This is a genomic window from Pedobacter agri PB92 (assembly GCF_000258495.1).
In the GTDB taxonomy this organism is placed as follows: domain Bacteria; phylum Bacteroidota; class Bacteroidia; order Sphingobacteriales; family Sphingobacteriaceae; genus Pedobacter; species Pedobacter agri.
Map to the genome: position 1 here is coordinate 1 of NZ_AJLG01000096.1, position 18,904 is coordinate 18,904.

Below are 18,904 nucleotides of genomic sequence, written 5' to 3' on the forward strand. Positions count from 1 at the left end.
ACGTACACACTTGGTGATTGAAAGGTCGCTTACCGCTGATGGTGTCGGCTCTTCCGTATCAGTGTTATTGCCCGGCGTTGGATCCGTTTCGTTTCCAGTGATTGTTACCGTATTGGCATAAACGCCTGTTGCTTTTACTTTAGCCACAACCGTTAAGGTAGCACTTGCGCCGTTGGCCAGGTTGCCGATCGACCAGTTCGGTGCAGTCCAGCTGCCGGTGCTCGGTGTAACACTTACTACTTCGTATCCCGTTGGGATGTTCTCCGTTACGCTTACACCCGTTGCCGCACTTGGTCCGTTGTTGGTCGCGGTGACAGTAAAGGTCACATTGCTGCCTACACTTGGTGTGGCATTGTTTACTGTTTTGGTAATTGAAAGGTCTGTAGCCGGCGCAACATTTATTGTCACTGTTGCTACATCACACGCTTGTGGAATTCCATTATCACAAACCGTGTAAGTGAAAGTGTCTGTTCCGGTAAAAGTTGGATTAGGGGTATAAGTAAAACTTCCATCAGCATTCACTATTACTGTACCGTTTGATGGAGAGGTATTACTTGTTACGGTTAACGTATGACCCTGCAAATCAATATCATTCGTCAGCACATTTCCTGAAACAGGTGTATTTCCAGTTGTATTATAAGTATCATCAACAGCTGTTGTACTATTTATCGGAGTGATTGTACAATCCGGACAAGATGGGTTTATAGGACAAGAGGCGCAAGGCGTTGGATCGCTTGACGTATCAGTTACTACAGTTCCATCAGGATCAGTTCCTTTAACCGTTGCCAAATTGTAGACAAAGCCGGCAACAATATCTGCTGCCGTAATCGTGTGTATTGCAGTAAATGTTGTGCTATTTGATGCGCCAACTGGTAACACAGCAAGTGGTCCACCTGTTACCGTTGCATTATTATCTTCGATAGTTACATTTGTAAGTGGTGTATTTCCAGTATTGGTAACTACGAAATTATATTTAATCTGGTCACCAACATTTGTTACACCGTTTCCATCGGTATCATGATATGCTCCATCTTTTGTTACGGAAATACCAGGTATCGGGCAGGTGCCGATTCCTTGCACCAATAGTCCTTCAAAACCTGGCGTAGAGAATATCTGTACGACAAGTTCATTTGCTCCTAAAACAAAATCGCTCGTAATTAAAGTAGACCTTTGATGACCATTTAAATATCCCTGAGCATCATTAGAGCTAATATTTTTATCAACGCCGTTAACATATACACGAACAATGTTGTTATCTACATAGTAATCTAATCTAAGTTTTAATGAACTAACAATAGCAGGATCAGTGATGTTAAATTTATATTTATAAAAATAGGTATTCGGCATGGTGTTATCAGCACCTGTAACCAAGCCCTGACTTTGATTATCCTGACCATTTTGTGTAGCAGAAATCCACTCTGCATTACCAAAAGGACTGGAAGCCCATACAAACGGGGGATTGTTAATAACCTTTCCTACTACAACTGCTGGGGCAAAATGAGCATTCGATATCGTACTGTAATTGTAAGCGCTCGTTGTAGGAGATGCTGTTCCTCCCGCAATAGGAAATACAGTCCAATTATTGTCTAAGCTTCTAACTGGTAATTTATCTGTAGCGGTCGCATTTGATCCACTACTCATTAAAGAAACATTATCACATATGATTTTAATAGGTGTGTTTCCGCAAACGATGGGAACAATTTCGGCAACTCTTTTGTTAGCATCGGCAACTACCATCCTAAGGTATCTTGCATTTACCGGACTTGTAAATATTACGTTATTGAAAATTCCTTTATCGGCTAGATTAGTCGTTGAATAGTTCGGGAAACTTCCTGTTGCTACAGTAACGAACGTTGCATTATCAGTACTAGCTTGAATAGTATAACCTAAAACCTTACTACCGGTTGAACTTGGGTAATACGTCAATCCATTCATGATACGAGATTGACCGTAGTCAATGGTGATCGACTGTCCGGCAGCAGTAGTTTGCCAATAATTGGCAGCAATAACATTGTTATCAGCAACAAAAGCTTGCTGACCATTTCCTCCACTTTGTGTTACGACAAATGTTCCGTTATTTAAAAGTGAAGATTCACCTGAACACACTAATGCAACTTGAACTGTTACAGTTGCATCATCACAATTACTTGCGTTAGCTACTTCACAAATTTTATACTTGAAAGTATACGTGCCTACAGGAGTGCCGGCGTTTACAGATACTTCGCCGGTAGTAGTATTGAGCATGATTCCTGATGGTATTGTGCCCAATGGCGTAATGATTACCTGCGGAGCAGTAACAGCAGCGCCATTTAATTTATCGTTCGTGAAAACATTACCAACTACCAAAGTGCTAGATGGTATATTCACAGGGCCAAAATTATCATCAACGGCGTTTATACTTAGCGAAGAATTACATTGAGCAGCATCTAATGTGACATTTACATATCTTGTTACGCAACTTCCCCATGTAATTTTACAGGTATATTTACCGTTGTAACTTGCATCAAAATTAGCAAAAGAATAAATTCTGTTATTTGACACCACACTTCCCTGAGGATTTGTCCATACATATGATGCCCCTGCATAATAAGGCATTTCCAAATTATAAGGCTTGTTCAAACACGGATGAACGGTATTTGATGTACTTAATGCTCCAATAGTATTAATGGAAACAGTTGAATTAGAAGTTCCTCCACATCCATCAAAAAGCTGAACATCATAAACGGTATTCGCATTCAGGTTGTCTATTGCAGTATTTAATGTTGCATTATCAATCGTAACCCAATTAGATGAAGCTTGCGGTTTATATTTGAGGGTAAGCGGTGCCACGCCGTTTAACACCAGATAAGCGGAGCCTGTTGATGATGGGTTTCCTGCCGCATCCTCACATACCACACCTGTTGACGACGAAATTATTGGACCAGTGCTGCTATTTGTAATGGTAACGGTATTACCATTTACATAATACACGCCCGAGGCACAGTAAGAAATTCGCATTCTCGTGCTATAAGTGCCTGCAGGAATGTTATTAAAAGTACCGGTGACGCTGTTTTGTAAAACATTGCCTGCCGCATCTAACAAGTCTACTGAACTTGAATAAGAACCATTATATACTTTATTTGAAGTAATGGTGCCACCTTGTGAACAGAAAGACTGAGCAGTAGAAGTTAAACTCTGTTGCAGTACTCTCGAACCCGGAGCAACATTTATCGTCGCTGTTTTAGTTGTTCCACACGATGTATATTCAATAGTATATGTTCCTGGAATAACATTGGTCCAACCCCAGTATTGATTATTCCATAAACTAGCATTTACTCCTACATTTGATGGACCCGCAGTTATGGTTACTGTAGTATGGTCTCTATCTGGCTGGTAACCATTAATCTGAACAATTAACTGAGTAGTTCCGGTTTGCGTAAGCGGACCTATCTCCGAACAGACATAATTTAAGTAATCGCGTATGACTAATGACCCGGCACCCGCAAATGTTGGATTGTTAACCGTTTCTGTAGCAGTGTTTCCGCACTGATCAGTATACGTTACCGTATATGTTCCTAATGGTAACGCTGCTGTAGACCAAGAGGAATTATACGCTACGTTTGTATTGGTGTAAACAACTGCATTTAAAGAATTTGAAACTGTTACTTTAACCGGGTAATTCCAATAAGAATTATTTGTATTAGCGGTAACCGTCATTGTTTCTGCAGCGCCACAACCCGAATTTCTAACAAATGCTTTAATCGTTCCGAATTCCGGGAAATCTCCTCCATTCATATCATGAGTATATGATGAAACCAGACCACAAGAATTGGTTGACTGAATATAATATTTATGTGATGGACTTTCGGTATATATGAATGGATTAGTGCCATCATAAGTCCCGTTAAATAAAATCGCCCCGGATGCATCAGTATCTCTTATAATCAGCTTCAAGCCTCCGTTATTCTTAATTGTATTTTGCGAGACCGCAACAGCATTTGCTCCAGTGGTGGCATACCAAAAACTACCGCTTGCGGTATTCGTTCCACAAACTTTCTTTGGCATCCAGAAAAGTTTTATTTCTGGTATAGTCGCTGATATTGTTCTTGTATATGTTGTATAATTCCCGCAAGCATCCTTTATACGTATTTGGTAGGTTCCAAAAGCTGAAACGTTCGCTACAGGATTGTTGGAATAAGTACTCAATGCGTCATTATAATTTGGGTTGGTATTTTGGATAACAGAATACTGGTATGGCTCATTTCCGCCAGCTACACTGTTCACAGTAATAGTACCGCCTTGAGTAAAGCTTGTACAAACGTTAGAAACGGCAATATCTGCATTAGAAATTGGCACATAGTTATCCGCCACATTCAGGTTTGATGTGCTACCGTATACAATGCTGTTATCTAACGAACAAACAAATCTCACCTGATAATTAGTTCCAGCCTGTAAGTTTGAAAAAGTAAAAGGACTGGATGGATTAATTGTTGATTGAAGTATAGAACCGTTTAATAGCAGTTGAATAGTTGTGTTAGGCGTCGCATTAAAAGATGCTTTGATACTTCCATTCCCCGCACAAGTATTTGCTGAGGTAGTAATATTTGATGTGATGCTTCCAACACTTCCACATGTTTGGGCAAAAGTTTCATTGCTTACAAATAATGTAAAAATGAAAAGAAGCAATAATTTTATAAAATTTATTTCTCTCATGCTAAAGACTCATTTAGGTTAAATACTTTGTTAATCAATGGATTTCGAAAACCATAAAGGAAGTTTTCAAATGATGCCTTTTGCAGGACACTTATTCTCGGTGTTATCGATATAGCCTTCGTTGCTATTTCCTCGAAATATTTAGCTACATAGTAGGCTGCAGTCCTATACCTGGAGTGATGCAGGCTATTTGCCAATTGCGAAGCATACCTACTTCTGACTTCAAAAGCCTTAACAAATCGGTTATTTCTTCCGCTAACTTTTAGACTGAAGTCGTCAATTATAAATCCATGGTCAGGTTTAGCTGCAATATTTCTATATTTTGCAAAGCCCTGATAATCTATCAAGAGGAATAGCATCAATAGCATAATCCAGCCATCCAGGATTTGAAAAGGAAATTTTTGTGTCATTTTTATTTGTTTTTATAGAAGAAAATTTGAGTGCCAATAGTTGGCGTTTGATATAATGCGTAAGCAAACGCCCATACAATTTGTACATCAGGCATTTGAATAGTTCTTTAAAAAAAATTGTTGTTTAACTTTTGCTAATTTATTATCGCGGTGAAGCGTATTAACTAAGCAAATGTTTCCCTGCCCTAAGTCTGTTTAGTGCATGTTGATAAGGATAAATAAAGACGAAACTATGTTGATAGGCAGCCGCTATATCACTTACAAAAGATGAAAAGCAACCAACATTGATGTTTCTAATAGCATAACGCTTTAGAAAATCTGAAATAGTAAATAACATAGTTAGAAGAAAGCGTAATTGTGTTTTCATATGTTTAGATGTTTTAATAAATACTGGTAATGAATTGTAAAAAACAGGATTACATATTACTTGCAAATTTCTTGTTAAATGATTCATCAAATAATACCCAAAAAACCAAATCAATACCCCAAATTAGGGGTAGTACAATTCGAATTATTTGAGCAAAAAGGATTACATGGATATTTTAACGAATGGCAGAAAAAACCAAATGATAAATTAGAATTGCATGAAACGCTTTGCTTTAAAGCGAATTACAGGTCTATTATTAAAAAATTAATGCGAGTTGTTAAGCAATAAGAAATTTTGCAGAGCGAGGGAATAAATTCCAAAAGGAGTTTTAAAGATTCTAATTACCCCAAAAAAAGGGTATTGTCACTACCCAATTATAGGTTTATTAATAAATAGACAAAAAGCATAATTTTTGATTATTGCTGACACTTTGCAGCAACTCTTCTGCGGAGAATAAAGATTGCTTGAATTAAATCGGAAAAAAAAGCTAAAAATCGCAGAGCTATCGCTCCTCAGATTGGAGGTCATCAGCTTGTAGGAAAAATATCAATCTAAAAAATCAGGAAAAACTTCCCCGTTTTTCCCCGCTATCTTATAAAATTAAATCTTCCCTATTCATTTAAAAAACCTATTTTTTCCCATTTAAAGGAAATAATCCAATACTATGATTAATAAGATCACTAACTCATACTGAAAGACTTAAGTCTAACATCAAATTAAAATCATATCAAAACGCAAGCAATAACTGTTTATGAAAGACGTTATCAGGAACTATTTTTGCTAGAATATTCTGGAATACACCAACTATTTTTGCCGCACTTTGCTTTACAATTTTGATATTGATGATCTAATTCCCCTTTTCGCAATCGGCGCAATCCTCATCATTGCCATTTACCATACTATTCTTTACGCCTTCAGCAAACTAAAGCTAGTCGGTGGTTATACCATCTACTTATGGCTTGGTCTCGCGTATCTGGTGTTGGCAACAACTATGGTTCCTTCTAAAACCTTTAAAGTACCGAGCTTGCAATACCTCATCAGCTCAGGGGTGTTTTGGTTATCTTTACTTGCCTACCTTAACTTTCTGGTATTGGTTATTGGTATCCCAAAAAATAAGGAAACCAGGATATATGTAATGGCCAAAAGAACCTATTTAATTACGCCAGTTTATTTCGCTTTACGTTTTCCTTATTTCTTTTTCCCTATTGAATATGTTCAAATGGCTAAAACTGTTGGACTACTCATGGATGGCTATTTCTTTTTTATATTTGGTTACCTCATCTATCAGCTTTTCATTAATAAAGAACGTGATGTAAAAAACTATGTTTTTATCGGAAGTATCCTTATAGTTGGCTTTAATATTTTCACATCGTTAAGCTATTACACCCAGGGTTACATTTTTGGGCTTAGCCATGTTTCATTTATTGCCTTAGGTTTTTTTAGCGACATTATATTTTTCTCACTGGCAGTTGGCTGGCAAATTAGGGAGAGTATTAAGGAAAGATACCGTGCCCAGGCAGAAGTGAGTCAGAAAGAATTTGCGGTCGAAATTGAAAAGAAAAAAGCCTCGGATATTCTACTGATGCAAGACCATCAGCTAGAAAATGAAAAAGCACAGGCCATTATACAACAACGGGCGGCAATCGGCCGTAAACTACACGATGACCTGGGTGGAAACCTAGTGGCTTTACGTTACTATATTGAGGATAAACTCAAAAAAGCTTCATCTGAAAATGAATTCAAAAACCTCCTTGAAATTGATCAGGAAATTCAAAGTATATATAAAGAGACCAGGGATTATAGCCACCTCCTATCCGGCATTAGAACAGAAAAGGAAGAGAACTACTATAATATCGACCTCTACCTCGAAACCATGAAGCAAAGGTTTAGCAATTTTAATTTTTTTGCAATCGAAACTATTTATAATAAAGATGAAGTGAATCGATATCTAAGTCCAAAGGTTTCTCAGCAAATTTATTACTTGATTAAAGAAAGCTTATCTAACGTAATTAAACATGCAAAGGCGAGCCATGTTTCGATCAGTATCATATTCATGCCCGATCATTTCAGTGTAGAGATTAAAGACAACGGAAAAGGTATGACCAACAATGAAATTAATGGACTTGGATTACAAAACTTAAGGACAGGTCTGCACCTTATTAACGGCCAGCTTATGATTATGAGTAATCCTGCCGGAACCATTGTAAACGCTACCGTGCCGCTAATGCCTTTTAATGAATCTGATTTGGAAAAAACAGCCCTTGTTTAATAGCTTTCAAAATTAAATCTGGTGTTCTGTTCACCTGCATCTTACGCATAAGTTGTTTCATATAACTTTGGATGGTATTGATGCTTAAATCTAGCTTATCTGCAATTTCTTTAACAGTTTCTCCCTGGCAAACATGACTTAGAAGCTCTTTTTCTCTGGGCGAAAGATGTACTTTTCCTTTCTCAAAAAGTTGAAATTCGACTAAAATATTTTTGAGGCTTTCGCCGACATAGATGGCATTTTCATCCTTTGATATCGTATTAATGGCATCAATCAGCTCAGCTACTGAAGCATCTTTGCACAAATAAGCATTAGCACCTTCACCAAAAGAATTTTTAATCAAATTAACATCTTTAACTGTCGAAAGAACAATGATTTTTAAGTTTGATTTGCTTTTCGTCTTCCTGCATGCTTTGATAATGTCAATACCTGTAATATCTGGCATCAACATATCGGTGATAAGAATATCAGGAGGAAAAATATCAAGATGTGCAAAAAGCTTTTCGGGTTCACTATATAAATTAACGGACTTGATAAAATCAAATTCCGAAAGCGATAATTTTAATAATTCTGAGAGAATCTTGTGATCGTCAATAATAGAGATATTCATGACCAATCCCATAAACAAAAACAAAGCCAAGCCTTAGGTAATGCCAATGCAGCTTAATTAATCAGTATAGGTTTAAGAAAAGCTACTAATGCGCAATTAATTCCCCAAAATGAGGAATCAATAAATCACTAGCACAATTAACAACTACAAAGTAGAGACCTTAAGTTTCTTCGTTATAAAAAATGAGCATTACTTTATCACCTGCCGCATAATGATGTTGGGCAACCGTATCCGGTTAAAAAAAGTGCTAAAAGTTAGTTACTGGTTCGCCATCCTTTAAGAAACTATCTATTTCAGCATAAAAACTCACCTGATAAATCACACAAGCAGCTTAAAATAACTTGATCCATTTTTTACGCTTAGCATAACAAAAAAACAATCCTGTTTTATTACCTTTGCGGCTCAAAATTTACGGTAAAATGAGTCAACCCATTAAAATCAAAAACGCTTTAATTTCAGTATATTATAAAGATGGTTTAGCGCCATTGGTAAAATTATTAGCCGATCAGGGCGTACAGTTATTTTCAACTGGAGGCACTGAACAGTTTATTAAAGACTTAAATTTACCAGTTACGGCTGTTGAAGATTTAACGGGATACCCTTCAATTTTAGGTGGACGCGTAAAAACCTTGCACCCAAAAGTTTTTGGCGGCATTTTAAATCGCAGAGGTTTAACAGGTGATCAGGAGCAAATTGCAACCTATGAAATTCCTGAAATTGACTTGGTAATTGTTGATTTATATCCTTTCGAAGAAACCGTTAAAGCTGGTGGTACGGCTGAAGAAATTATTGAGAAAATTGATATCGGTGGAATTTCATTAATTCGTGCTGCTGCGAAAAATTTTAATGATGTTGTTATTATTGCATCTAAAAATGACTACCCTACCCTGCAAGCTCAATTAGAAGCTCAAAACGGAGAAACAACATTAGCACAGCGTAAAGCCTTTGCTAAAACTGCTTTCCATACTTCTTCTCATTACGATACTGCAATTTTTAACTATTTCAACCAGGAAGAGCCAATTGAAGTATTCAAGCAAAGTGTAACTGACGCTAAGACATTGCGTTACGGTGAAAACCCTCATCAAGGGGCGGTATTCTATGGCGATTTAGATGCCATGTTCACAAAATTAAACGGAAAAGAACTTTCATACAATAACCTGGTTGATGTTGATGCTGCTGTGGCATTAATTGACGAATTTCAAGATCCAACTTTTGCGATCTTAAAACATACAAATGCTTGTGGTATTGCTTCACGCCCAACTGTAAAACAGGCTTGGATCGATGCTTTGGCATGTGATCCGGTTTCAGCTTTTGGTGGTGTATTAATTACCAATGTTGAGGTTGATTTAGCAACTGCTGAAGAAATTAACAATTTGTTTTTTGAAGTTTTAATTGCTCCATCTTATCAACCAGAAGCGGTAGAATTATTCAGCAAAAAGAAAAATCGCGTAATTTTGCAGCGAAACAATGTTGATTTAAGCAAAAAACAATTTAAAACTTTACTAAACGGTGTAATTGAACAGGATAAAGATTTAGTTATTGAAGGTCCTGAACAAATGACTACCGTTACAGATAAAACACCAACAGCGCAGGAATTGAAAGACTTGCATTTTGCAAATAAAATTGTAAAACATACTAAATCGAATACAATAGTTTTGGTAAAGGATGATGTACTAATTGCCAGTGGTGTGGGTCAAACCTCAAGGGTTGATGCACTTCGACAAGCGATTGAAAAAGCGGCATCTTTTGGTTTCAGCGTTGAAGGCGCTGCAATGGCATCTGATGCTTTTTTCCCTTTCCCTGACTGTGTGGAAATTGCTGCTGATGCCGGCATTACTGCTGTTTTGCAGCCAGGCGGTTCAATCAAAGATGCAGATTCTGTAGCAAAAGCAAATGAAAAAGGAATTGCAATGGTAACTACCGGCGTAAGACACTTTAAGCACTAGTTTAGTTGTTGCTTGATTGGTTGTTTAGGATCTTCGCCCAAAACTAGAAAGCCAAAAATCGCACCAACCAAAAAACTAACTGACTAAACAATAAAAAACCTATTTTTACATTAGGAATAGTATAGATTTAACAAATTAAAGAAAATATAACTCATACATGGGATTATTCAATTGGTTTACGCAGGAAGTTGCCATCGATTTAGGCACTGCGAATACCCTGATTATACATAATGACAAAGTAGTTGTAGATGAACCATCTATTGTTGCTTTTGATCGTACTACAAATAAAGTTATCGCTATAGGTCGTCAGGCGATGCAAATGGAGGGTAAAACCCACGATAATATTAAAACAGTTCGCCCTTTAAAAGACGGTGTAATTGCCGATTTCAACGCCGCAGAGGCGATGATAAAAGGCATGATCCGCATGTTAAACGGTGGTAAAGGTTGGATGTTCCCATCGTTACGTATGGTAATTTGCATTCCTTCAGGTATTACTGAAGTAGAAAAACGTGCCGTACGCGATTCAGCTGAAATTGCCGGAGCAAAAGAAGTTTACCTCATCCATGAGCCTATGGCTGCTGCTGTAGGTATTGGAATCGATGTGGAAGAACCGATGGGTAACATGATTATCGATATCGGTGGTGGTACGACAGAAATTGCCGTTATTGCTTTATCTGGTATCGTTTGCGATCAATCTATCCGCGTTGCGGGAGATAACTTCGACTCTGATATCGTAAATTATATCCGCCGCCAGCATAACATTATGATTGGTGACCGTACAGCTGAGAAAATTAAAATTGAAGTAGGTGCTGCTTTACCTGAATTACAGGATGCGCCTGCTGATTTTGCGGTTCAAGGTCGTGATTTGATGACTGGCGTTCCGAAACAAATCACCGTTTCATACACAGAAATCGCACACTGTTTAGATAAGTCGATCTCCAAAATTGAAGAAGCAATTTTAAAGGCTTTGGAGATTACTCCACCTGAACTTTCTGCAGATATTTACCAAACCGGTATTTATTTAACAGGCGGTGGTGCATTATTAAGAGGTCTGGATAAACGTGTTGCTGCGAAAACCAAATTACCTGTTCATGTGGCTGAAGATCCGCTTCGTGCAGTGGTTCGCGGAACAGGTATCGCCCTTAAAAACATTGGTGGCTATAAATTTTTAATGCAATAATCAAGTTTTACGTTGTAAGTTTTACGTTTTACGTTTTTGACTTACAACGTATTACCTATAACTTAGAACTTAAATGCGTAACCTTTGGATTTTCATCAGCAGATACAACGCATTTTTCCTGTTTATCATCTTTTTTATCATTGGAATATATCTTACGGTAAAGAATAATGCTTACCAGCGCAGTGTTACCTTAAATTCGTCTAATGAAATTGTGGGTACGGCTTATGAGCGACTGAATGTTTTCAAAAGGTATCTAAACCTGGGGATGGTAAATGATAGTTTGGCGGCAGAAAATGCCAGACTCAAAACCAGCCTCCTGAGTTTGACAACCGTTGATACCTCAAAGGATGTTAAAGTAATTGATACCTTAACTAACCAGCAGTACACTTATCTTGCGGCAAAGGTTGTTAAAAATTCGATCACACTCCGCAATAATGTCATGACGATTAATAAAGGGAGTTTAGATGGAATTAAAGCAGGGATGGCAGTCATTGCTCCTCAACGCGGCATTGTTGGCCTCGTTCGCGACGTTTCCGAACATTTGGCAACCATACAATCGCTTTTGCATAAAGACACCCGCATCAGTGTTTCATTGAAAAAGAATAATGCATTGGGCTCTTTGGTTTGGGGCGATGGAAATTTTGATATCAGGAAAGCTTTGATTAAAGAAGTACCCAATCACATTAAAATGAATGTGGGGGATTCGATCATAACATCAGGATTTGGTTCATTTCCAGCAGGCATTTTGGTTGGTAGAATCATCAAACCCAAAGTTGCCACTAACGATAATTTCCTATCCGGAGAATTAAATTTATTTACCGATTTTAGCACGTTGCAATATGTTTATGTGGTAAAAGATAAGAGGGCTGAAGAACAAAAGGCTTTAGAAAGTTTGATTAAACCAAATGAATAGCAGAATAATAATTGTCAATATTATCAGGTGGGTTTTGCTGCTTTTTGTTCAGGTTTTCCTGCTCAAAAATATGGGCTTTTACGATCTATCTACGCCGTTTATTTACGTTCTTTTCTTGTTATTGCTTCCCTTCGGGATTCCAAACATCTTATTATACGCATTAGCTTTTGCAACCGGGTTAACACTAGATGCATTTTATGATACCATGGGTGTTCATGCAACAGCTTGCATAGTGCTCTCCTTTGTTCGAATTTCTTTTATTTCCATAAGTTTAAACCGAGACGCAATTGATGACCCGGAACCTTCGTTAAGTTATATGGGTTTCCAATGGTTTTCATTATATGCGTTTCTTTGTGTTATCGCTCACCACCTGGTGCTGTTCTTTTTAGAAACATTTAAGGTAACTGAAATTGGTTATACCTTAATGAGATGCGGCTTAAGTTGTATCTTTACACTGCTTATTATTTTATTGGTAGAGTTTATATTCTATAAAAGAACGTCCCGCTAATGGATCAATTATTTAACCGAAAATATATCGTTCAAGGATTATTTATTGTAATCGCCCTGATTTTACTCGGAAAGCTATTTTATATCCAAATTGCGAGCGATAAATACTTCCTTTCCGCAGAAAGTAACGTTCTGCGTAAAATTTATAAATACCCGGCTCGTGGCGCTATTCTCGACCGAAATGGAAAGGTTATCGTACAAAACGAACCTGTTTATGATTTAATGGTTACTCCCAACGAGGTTAAAGCATTTGATACCTTAGGTCTTGCCCAGGCATTGGAAATTTCCATTCAGGATGTGCGCAAGAATCTAAGAAAGGCAAGAGGAAAATCTACCTACCAATCAACCCCGTTTTTAAAACAGATTTCGGTACAGAGTTATGCCAGACTTCAGGAAATATTATATCGTTTCCCCGGATTTAGAACACAGGACAGAACCATCAGGCATTATCCTGATAGTGTTGGCGGTGCGCTTTTCGGCTATGTTAAAGAGGTTGACAGTGCTGATATTGCCAAATCAGAGGGGTTTTACCGGCCAGGCGATTACAAGGGAAAAAGTGGCTTGGAATATTCTTATGAGCAAACTTTAAGGGGAGAAAAAGGCGTAATTAACACTGTTTACGATGCTCATAATACACCTCAAGGCAGTTATGCTGATGGAAAATATGATGTAAACGCGGTATCTGGCGAAAGATTGATATCAGGCATCGACATGAGGATTCAAAAGCTTGGCGAAGAACTCATGAGAAATAAAGTTGGTGCTATCGTGGCTATTGAACCTGCAACGGGCGAAATACTTTCATTTATTAGCAGCCCAGGTTACGACCCCAATCTTCTGGTAGGAAGAGATCAGGGAAACAATTACATGAAATTTATCGTGGGTAACCCCTATCGCCCCTCATTAGTTCGCCCAATTATGGGTTATTACCCTCCGGGTTCTTCTTTTAAACCCGTTGATGCATTAGTGGGTCTTCAGGAGGGAGTAATTGATCCTAACACCACTTTCTTCTGTCCACATTATTACCAGGCTGGAAACAGAAAAATAAAATGCGAACACTTTGACGGTTCTATTTCTTTGCGGAGAGGCATCGCCCGATCATGCAATACCTATTTCTGTTATGTTTTTCAAAAGCTGATTACCAAAAATGGCATGAAAAATCAGCGTAAAACCTATCAAGATTGGCGAGATAAAATTGCAAAATTTGGGTTTGGCGAAAAACTGGATATTGATATGCCTTACGAGAGAAAAGGGTATTTTTATGCGGCAGATCACTACGATAAAATTTATGGAAAACGTTGGGGATATACCAATGTAATTTCGCAAGCTATTGGTCAGGGAGAAATTACGGCTACGCCATTGCAAATGGCCAACGCCATGGCCGTTATTGCAAACCGTGGGTATTATATCAAGCCTCATTTAATCAGAGCCATGGGCGATAAGATTAAAAAGGAATATGTAGATAAAAATTATGTTGGCGTTGATGCCAAACACTTTGAGCCTGTAATTGACGGTATGCAGGATGCTGTTAACACCAGTTGGGGAACTGCGATTTTATCAAGAATACCTGATGTGGTGCTTTGTGGTAAAACAGGTACCGTGCAAAATCCACATGGTAAAAATCACTCGGTGTTTATCGGCTTCGCCCCTCGTGATAATCCAAAAATTGCTATTGCAGTAATTGTAGAAAATGCTGGTTTCGGAAGTACTTATGCAGCGCCAATTGCTAGCTACATGATTGAAAAATATTTAAAAGGTACGGTAACCGGTTCGAGAGCAGCACAGGTAGAATGGATGAAAAACCAAAATCTTTTGCCAGTTTTGAAAGATAAAACCAAGCCGGTAAAAGTGATTACCAAGGCAGATAGTTTATTAATCAAAAAAGCCGATTCTACGAAAAAAGTTAAAGATAGCATTCAAATCAGAGCAGCAACAATTAAACAAAGCGTTGCAATAAAACCGAAACAAACCAAAACAGTAATTACCGAAAAGCCTGCGAGCGAAAAATAAGATGCAACACCAACAGGGAAACCGTTTCTTTTTTAATGTAGATTGGATTACAGTATTGATCTACATTGCCCTTTGTGCCATTGGTTTTACTAATATTTATGCATCTATTTACAATCCGGATAAGGCTGGTGTTTTCGATTTCAGCAGCAGCTACGGAAAACAGTTGATTTACATTATCTCGGGTTTAATATTAGGATTATCCATTTTATTGTTTGACGGTAGATTGTTTAATGTTTTCTCCCCCTTTATTTATGGCGGAACATTGGTATTACTTCTGGCTGTGCTTGTTGTTGGAAATAAAGTGGCAGGAAATCAGGCATGGATCGCTATTGGCTCATTTAAACTGCAACCTGCCGAATTTGCAAAGTTCGGAACCGCCCTTCTTCTGGCTCGGTATGTAGGTAGTTTTAATCCAAAATTCAGAGATTTCAAGTCTATTGCCATTGCTGCATTAATTGTTTTAGCACCTTTGGTACTCATTATGCTTCAGCCAGATACGGGTTCGGCACTGGTCTTCCTGGCCTTTATGTTTCCCTTGTATCGCGAAGGACTATCGGGATACTTCCTCTTAATATTTCTAGGGATGATCGTACTATTCGTAGCAGACTTTTTAGTTCCGACATGGATATTGATCACTATCATAACGGTTATCGCAGGACTCTTCGTCTACAATAATCGCAGAAAACAAAAAATCATCATCTCAACCATACTGGTTACGGTATTCGCCATCGGTTACCTTTTTCTGATTAAAGTGGCTTATGAGAAGGTCCTGGCTCCGCACCAGCGTAGCAGGATTGAACTAATGCTCGGCCTGAAAACAGATAATAAGGGTGCCGGATACAATGTCATTCAATCGCAAATCGCGATTGGTTCAGGACAAGTGACAGGACGTGGTTTTTAGAAGGAACACAAACAAAATATGGTTATGTTCCTGAACAAAGCACCGATTTTATCTTCTCAACAATTGGCGAAGAATGGGGTTTTGTAGGCTGTACAATTGTGATTGCCTTGTATATATTTTTACTGCTGCGTATCATCAATCTGGCGGAAAGACAGCGATCAACGTTTTCGAGAGTTTATGGTTACAGCGTTGCCTGTATCCTTTTCTTCCACGTATTTATCAATATCGGCATGACCATTGGCATCATTCCGGTAATTGGAATTCCACTTCCATTGATCAGTTATGGAGGTTCATCGCTTTGGAGCTTTACGATATTACTTTTTATTTTTCTCAAACTGGATTCGAACAGGATGGGATTCTTTTAGAGCTGAAGCAATAGGACGCAAAGAATAAGGATTAAGGAGCAAAGAATAAGGACTTACTCGCCGGAGCTTATCATCTCAACATTACCGACTGCAGATTTAAAATACACCGACAACACAACGGAATTACAAACCCTAGCTAAACCTAATTTTTAACTAAACGAATAAGCTTGCCACAACTGATGAAGGAGCAGCTCGCAATGACGAGTTTGCATCAGGTAAGTGTGCTTTATTTTTATGATCACAGACTTATACTTATACCCTAAATCCTAAACCTTCTGTTCAGCAATTCATAAAACTGATCAACGGTTGATTGTTTGCTTGCCCAATCATTTTTAACAGCATAGTTGCTTTGTAAAAAACTATCTGCCGCCTCAAAACTGTTCATCTTATTAACAATATCAACTGCTTCAGAATAAGCCAGGTTATAACCTTTAAACAAATCTTTAATAAATAATAATTTTTCATTCAGGCTAATACCTTGTTTCAAATCAGCTATTGGCGCTTTCGCAGGCTCTTCTGCTTGCGCATGGGTTTTAGCCAATAAATCATTTAGACTAGGTGCAGGTGATGATGAAATAGGTTGAACAGGTGGCCTAACCGGAACGGCTTCAGGCGTAAAAATAGGTTTCTCCTGAACAACAACAGGCGGCGAAATGATTGGCTCATCCATTTCTACATCTCTAAGTGCTTCAATGGGTTTGGCAGGAACAGGTGCTTCCAAAGCAATTTCTTCTTTTATGGTTTCCTCAACAACAATTGGCTTTTCGTCGTGTGGGATTAAAAAAGGTTCAGGACCAATCTCATCTTCTTCTGTTGCCGATACCTCATCTTCAAGCGGTGAATGTTCTGCTACCTTTTCATGAATAATTTTTTTCTGTGCCAGCACCTCTTCCTCATCTTTACTCAAAGGCCTGTCGAATATTTCTTCTACCGATTTGTCTTCGTAATCGAACTTGTCGTCGATGCTATGATTGCCCAATACGAACTCAAAACTGTGATCGTCCTGATCTGGTTTAAAAAAGTCTTTATCCAATATTTTTTCGGCAGTAGCTTCGTGTATTTCCTCATCATCCTCCACTTCCTGCTCCTGTTTCACGTCAACACGTTCCTCTTCTTCTTCAGCGGCAACCACTTCTTCCAACTCAGCAGGATCGAAACACTCTTCCGCTTCCTTATATCCTTTCGCTGCTTCAATCTCATCTGCCAAAGTAATTGGCTCCTCAGTGGTTAAGTTGGCTGCCTGAGGTTGTATAGATTGTTTTGTAGTGTCGCTTAATTTCTGAACGATACGAACATGATCAGCTAAAAAATCGGCATTCGCTAAAAAAAGCTCAACTTCTAAATCATTTAATTGCTGAGGATTTCGAGCCAGAAATTGATACTGATCGTTTAATTCTCCTAATATATTGCCTACTTTTTTGAAGATATCTTGTTGGTTCATCATAGAGTGATAACGAATTTTTGGTTGATTTATGTTGGTAACTATGTGTTCAAAAATAACACATAATTATGATATTTGTTCGGTTTAAAAATCAAAGAAAGCACATCAGAACATAAAAACTCGGACATGTTATTTAGCGAACAAAATTTTAGAAGAAGGGGCGAATTTTCAGGAAGTATAGAGGTGGTTTGCGGATCTATGTTTCAGGTAAAACCGAAGAGCTTATTCGCAGGCTAAAAAGAGCCCAGATTGCCAAGCTAAATGTAGAGATTTTTAAACCCCGGACTGATACCAGATATCATGAATCTGCTGTGGTATCGCATGATTTAAATTCCATTAATTCCACTCCGGTTGATAGTGCTTCGGCTATTTTACTATTGGGTACCAATACCCAGGTGGTAGGTATTGATGAGGCTCAGTTTTTTGACAATGAACTTCCTGAGGTATGTAATAAGCTGGCAATGAAAGGCATTCGCGTAATTGTTGCCGGACTTGATATGGATTTTACAGGCAAACCTTTCGGACCAATGCCTGCCCTGATGGCTATCGCCGAGCATGTAACTAAGGTAAATGCGGTTTGTGTTTGCTGTGGCAATCCCGCACTTTACAGTTACCGAACAGTGGCCGATGAAAATACGGTTCTATTAGGAGAAAAAGAGAGCTATGAACCCCGCTGCCGGGCCTGTTATAACATAGGCAAAGGCTAATTTTGGTTAATTGTTCAAACTGTTTCATCGCTCGAATTATTAAATGCAAAAAATTATTAACGATTAACTGAGATTCAATTGAAAACGATTTCCATTTTAGGTTGCGGTTGGTTTGGACTCGCTTTTGCAAAGAAACTGGTTGAATCAGGTTATGATGTTAAAGGATCTAGTACCTCTCCGGAAAAACTGAGCTTGTTAGCTGATGAAAAAATAAAACCTTATTTAGTGAACTTTACTCCAGACCAGATTATTGCAGATGCTGAATTTTTCGAAACCGATGCACTTTTCATCTGTATTCCACCCAAAAGAAATTCAGCAGAATTAAACAGTTATCCGCAAAAGATTGAAGCGATTTTAACGGCTTCGAAACATAAAGCTAAACAAGTCATCCTCATCAGTTCTACAAGCGTTTATGGGGATGAGAACCAGATCGTAAATGAGCAAAGCGCTACCCTTCCTGATACTGATTCGGGTAAAGTAGTTTTAGCTGCCGAAGAGATTTTAAAAGAAAGTTTGCCACATCATTTTACCATTATCCGCTTCGCGGGATTAATTGGTCCAAACAGGAACCCAGGGAGTATTTTTTGCT

Annotated in this window: 13 protein-coding genes and 1 pseudogene; 10 read left to right on the plus strand and 4 right to left on the minus strand. The window is 38.2% G+C overall.

Going from position 1 to position 18,904, the window contains the following annotated elements; genetic code table 11:
* Both ON09_RS14325 and ON09_RS14330 read right to left on the minus strand, forming a co-directional pair.
* Positions 1 to 4,692, minus strand: a 4,692-nt coding sequence (locus tag ON09_RS14325) for an Ig-like domain-containing protein (RefSeq protein WP_010601755.1), incomplete at its 3' end; no start/stop codon positions are given.
* Complete coding sequence (locus tag ON09_RS14330) at positions 4,689 to 5,102, minus strand: hypothetical protein (protein ID WP_010601756.1); 414 nt, start codon at positions 5,100 to 5,102, stop codon at positions 4,689 to 4,691. The genes ON09_RS14330 and ON09_RS14325, both read right to left, overlap by 4 nt.
* A gap of 445 nt (positions 5,103 to 5,547) precedes the next feature.
* Here ON09_RS14330 and ON09_RS14335 point away from each other — a divergent pair, with 445 nt between their 5' ends.
* Positions 5,548 to 5,757, plus strand: coding sequence for a hypothetical protein (locus ON09_RS14335; protein WP_010601757.1), 210 nt, complete (start codon positions 5,548 to 5,550; stop codon positions 5,755 to 5,757).
* A gap of 532 nt (positions 5,758 to 6,289) precedes the next feature.
* On the plus strand, positions 6,290 to 7,738 hold the full coding sequence (locus ON09_RS14340; RefSeq protein WP_010601758.1) for a sensor histidine kinase: 1,449 nt from the start codon (positions 6,290 to 6,292) through the stop codon (positions 7,736 to 7,738).
* On the opposite strand, the gene ON09_RS14345 is transcribed toward ON09_RS14340, so the two are convergent.
* Positions 7,701 to 8,360 carry a response regulator gene (locus tag ON09_RS14345; protein ID WP_010601759.1) on the minus strand — a complete coding sequence of 220 codons (660 nt, stop codon included), beginning with the start codon at positions 8,358 to 8,360 and terminating at the stop codon, positions 7,701 to 7,703. The genes ON09_RS14340 and ON09_RS14345 overlap by 38 nt on opposite strands.
* Positions 8,361 to 8,767: 407 nt before the next feature.
* Here ON09_RS14345 and purH point away from each other — a divergent pair, with 407 nt between their 5' ends.
* The 6 genes and pseudogenes from purH to rodA all read left to right on the plus strand — a co-directional run bounded on the left by purH (position 8,768) and on the right by rodA (position 16,167).
* On the plus strand, positions 8,768 to 10,294 hold the full coding sequence (purH, locus tag ON09_RS14350; RefSeq protein ID WP_010601760.1) for a bifunctional phosphoribosylaminoimidazolecarboxamide formyltransferase/IMP cyclohydrolase: 1,527 nt from the start codon (positions 8,768 to 8,770) through the stop codon (positions 10,292 to 10,294).
* A gap of 157 nt (positions 10,295 to 10,451) precedes the next feature.
* Entirely contained in the window at positions 10,452 to 11,474 is a 1,023-nt protein-coding gene (locus ON09_RS14355; protein WP_010601761.1) for a rod shape-determining protein, read from the plus strand.
* 73 nt (positions 11,475 to 11,547) lie between these two features.
* Entirely contained in the window at positions 11,548 to 12,387 is an 840-nt protein-coding gene (gene mreC, locus ON09_RS14360) for a rod shape-determining protein MreC (RefSeq protein WP_010601762.1), read from the plus strand.
* Positions 12,380 to 12,895, plus strand: coding sequence for a hypothetical protein (locus tag ON09_RS14365; RefSeq protein WP_010601763.1), 516 nt, complete (start codon positions 12,380 to 12,382; stop codon positions 12,893 to 12,895). Before mreC ends, ON09_RS14365 begins: the two co-directional genes overlap by 8 nt.
* Positions 12,895 to 14,901, plus strand: a complete 2,007-nt coding sequence (gene mrdA / locus ON09_RS14370) for a penicillin-binding protein 2 (protein WP_010601764.1) — start codon at positions 12,895 to 12,897, stop codon at positions 14,899 to 14,901. The genes ON09_RS14365 and mrdA overlap by 1 nt, the downstream gene beginning before the upstream one ends.
* A gap of 1 nt (position 14,902) precedes the next feature.
* A pseudogene (rodA, locus tag ON09_RS14375) lies at positions 14,903 to 16,167 on the plus strand (rod shape-determining protein RodA).
* A 259-nt stretch (positions 16,168 to 16,426) separates the two neighbouring features.
* Here rodA and ON09_RS14380 read toward each other — a convergent pair.
* Positions 16,427 to 17,611, minus strand: coding sequence for a hypothetical protein (locus ON09_RS14380; RefSeq protein ID WP_157258966.1), 1,185 nt, complete (start codon positions 17,609 to 17,611; stop codon positions 16,427 to 16,429).
* Positions 17,612 to 17,796: 185 nt separating this feature from the next.
* Here ON09_RS14380 and ON09_RS14385 point away from each other — a divergent pair, with 185 nt between their 5' ends.
* Positions 17,797 to 18,315, plus strand: a complete 519-nt coding sequence (locus ON09_RS14385) for a thymidine kinase (protein WP_010601766.1) — start codon at positions 17,797 to 17,799, stop codon at positions 18,313 to 18,315.
* 78 nt (positions 18,316 to 18,393) lie between these two features.
* Positions 18,394 to 18,904, plus strand: a 511-nt coding sequence (locus ON09_RS14390) for an NAD(P)-binding domain-containing protein (protein WP_010601767.1), incomplete at its 3' end; no start/stop codon positions are given.

Bases quoted from the DNA above. Each gene is read 5' to 3' on its own strand.
- ON09_RS14330 (WP_010601756.1), bottom strand. From the start codon at position 5,102: ATGACACAAAAATTTCCTTTTCAAATCCTGGATGGCTGGATTATGCTA.
- ON09_RS14335 (WP_010601757.1), top strand. From the start codon at position 5,548: ATGATTCATCAAATAATACCCAAAAAACCAAATCAATACCCCAAATTA.
- ON09_RS14345 (WP_010601759.1), bottom strand. From the start codon at position 8,360: ATGGGATTGGTCATGAATATCTCTATTATTGACGATCACAAGATTCTC.
- purH (WP_010601760.1), top strand. From the start codon at position 8,768: ATGAGTCAACCCATTAAAATCAAAAACGCTTTAATTTCAGTATATTAT.
- ON09_RS14355 (WP_010601761.1), top strand. From the start codon at position 10,452: ATGGGATTATTCAATTGGTTTACGCAGGAAGTTGCCATCGATTTAGGC.
- mreC (WP_010601762.1), top strand. From the start codon at position 11,548: ATGCGTAACCTTTGGATTTTCATCAGCAGATACAACGCATTTTTCCTG.
- ON09_RS14365 (WP_010601763.1), top strand. From the start codon at position 12,380: ATGAATAGCAGAATAATAATTGTCAATATTATCAGGTGGGTTTTGCTG.
- mrdA (WP_010601764.1), top strand. From the start codon at position 12,895: ATGGATCAATTATTTAACCGAAAATATATCGTTCAAGGATTATTTATT.
- ON09_RS14380 (WP_157258966.1), bottom strand. From the start codon at position 17,611: ATGATGAACCAACAAGATATCTTCAAAAAAGTAGGCAATATATTAGGA.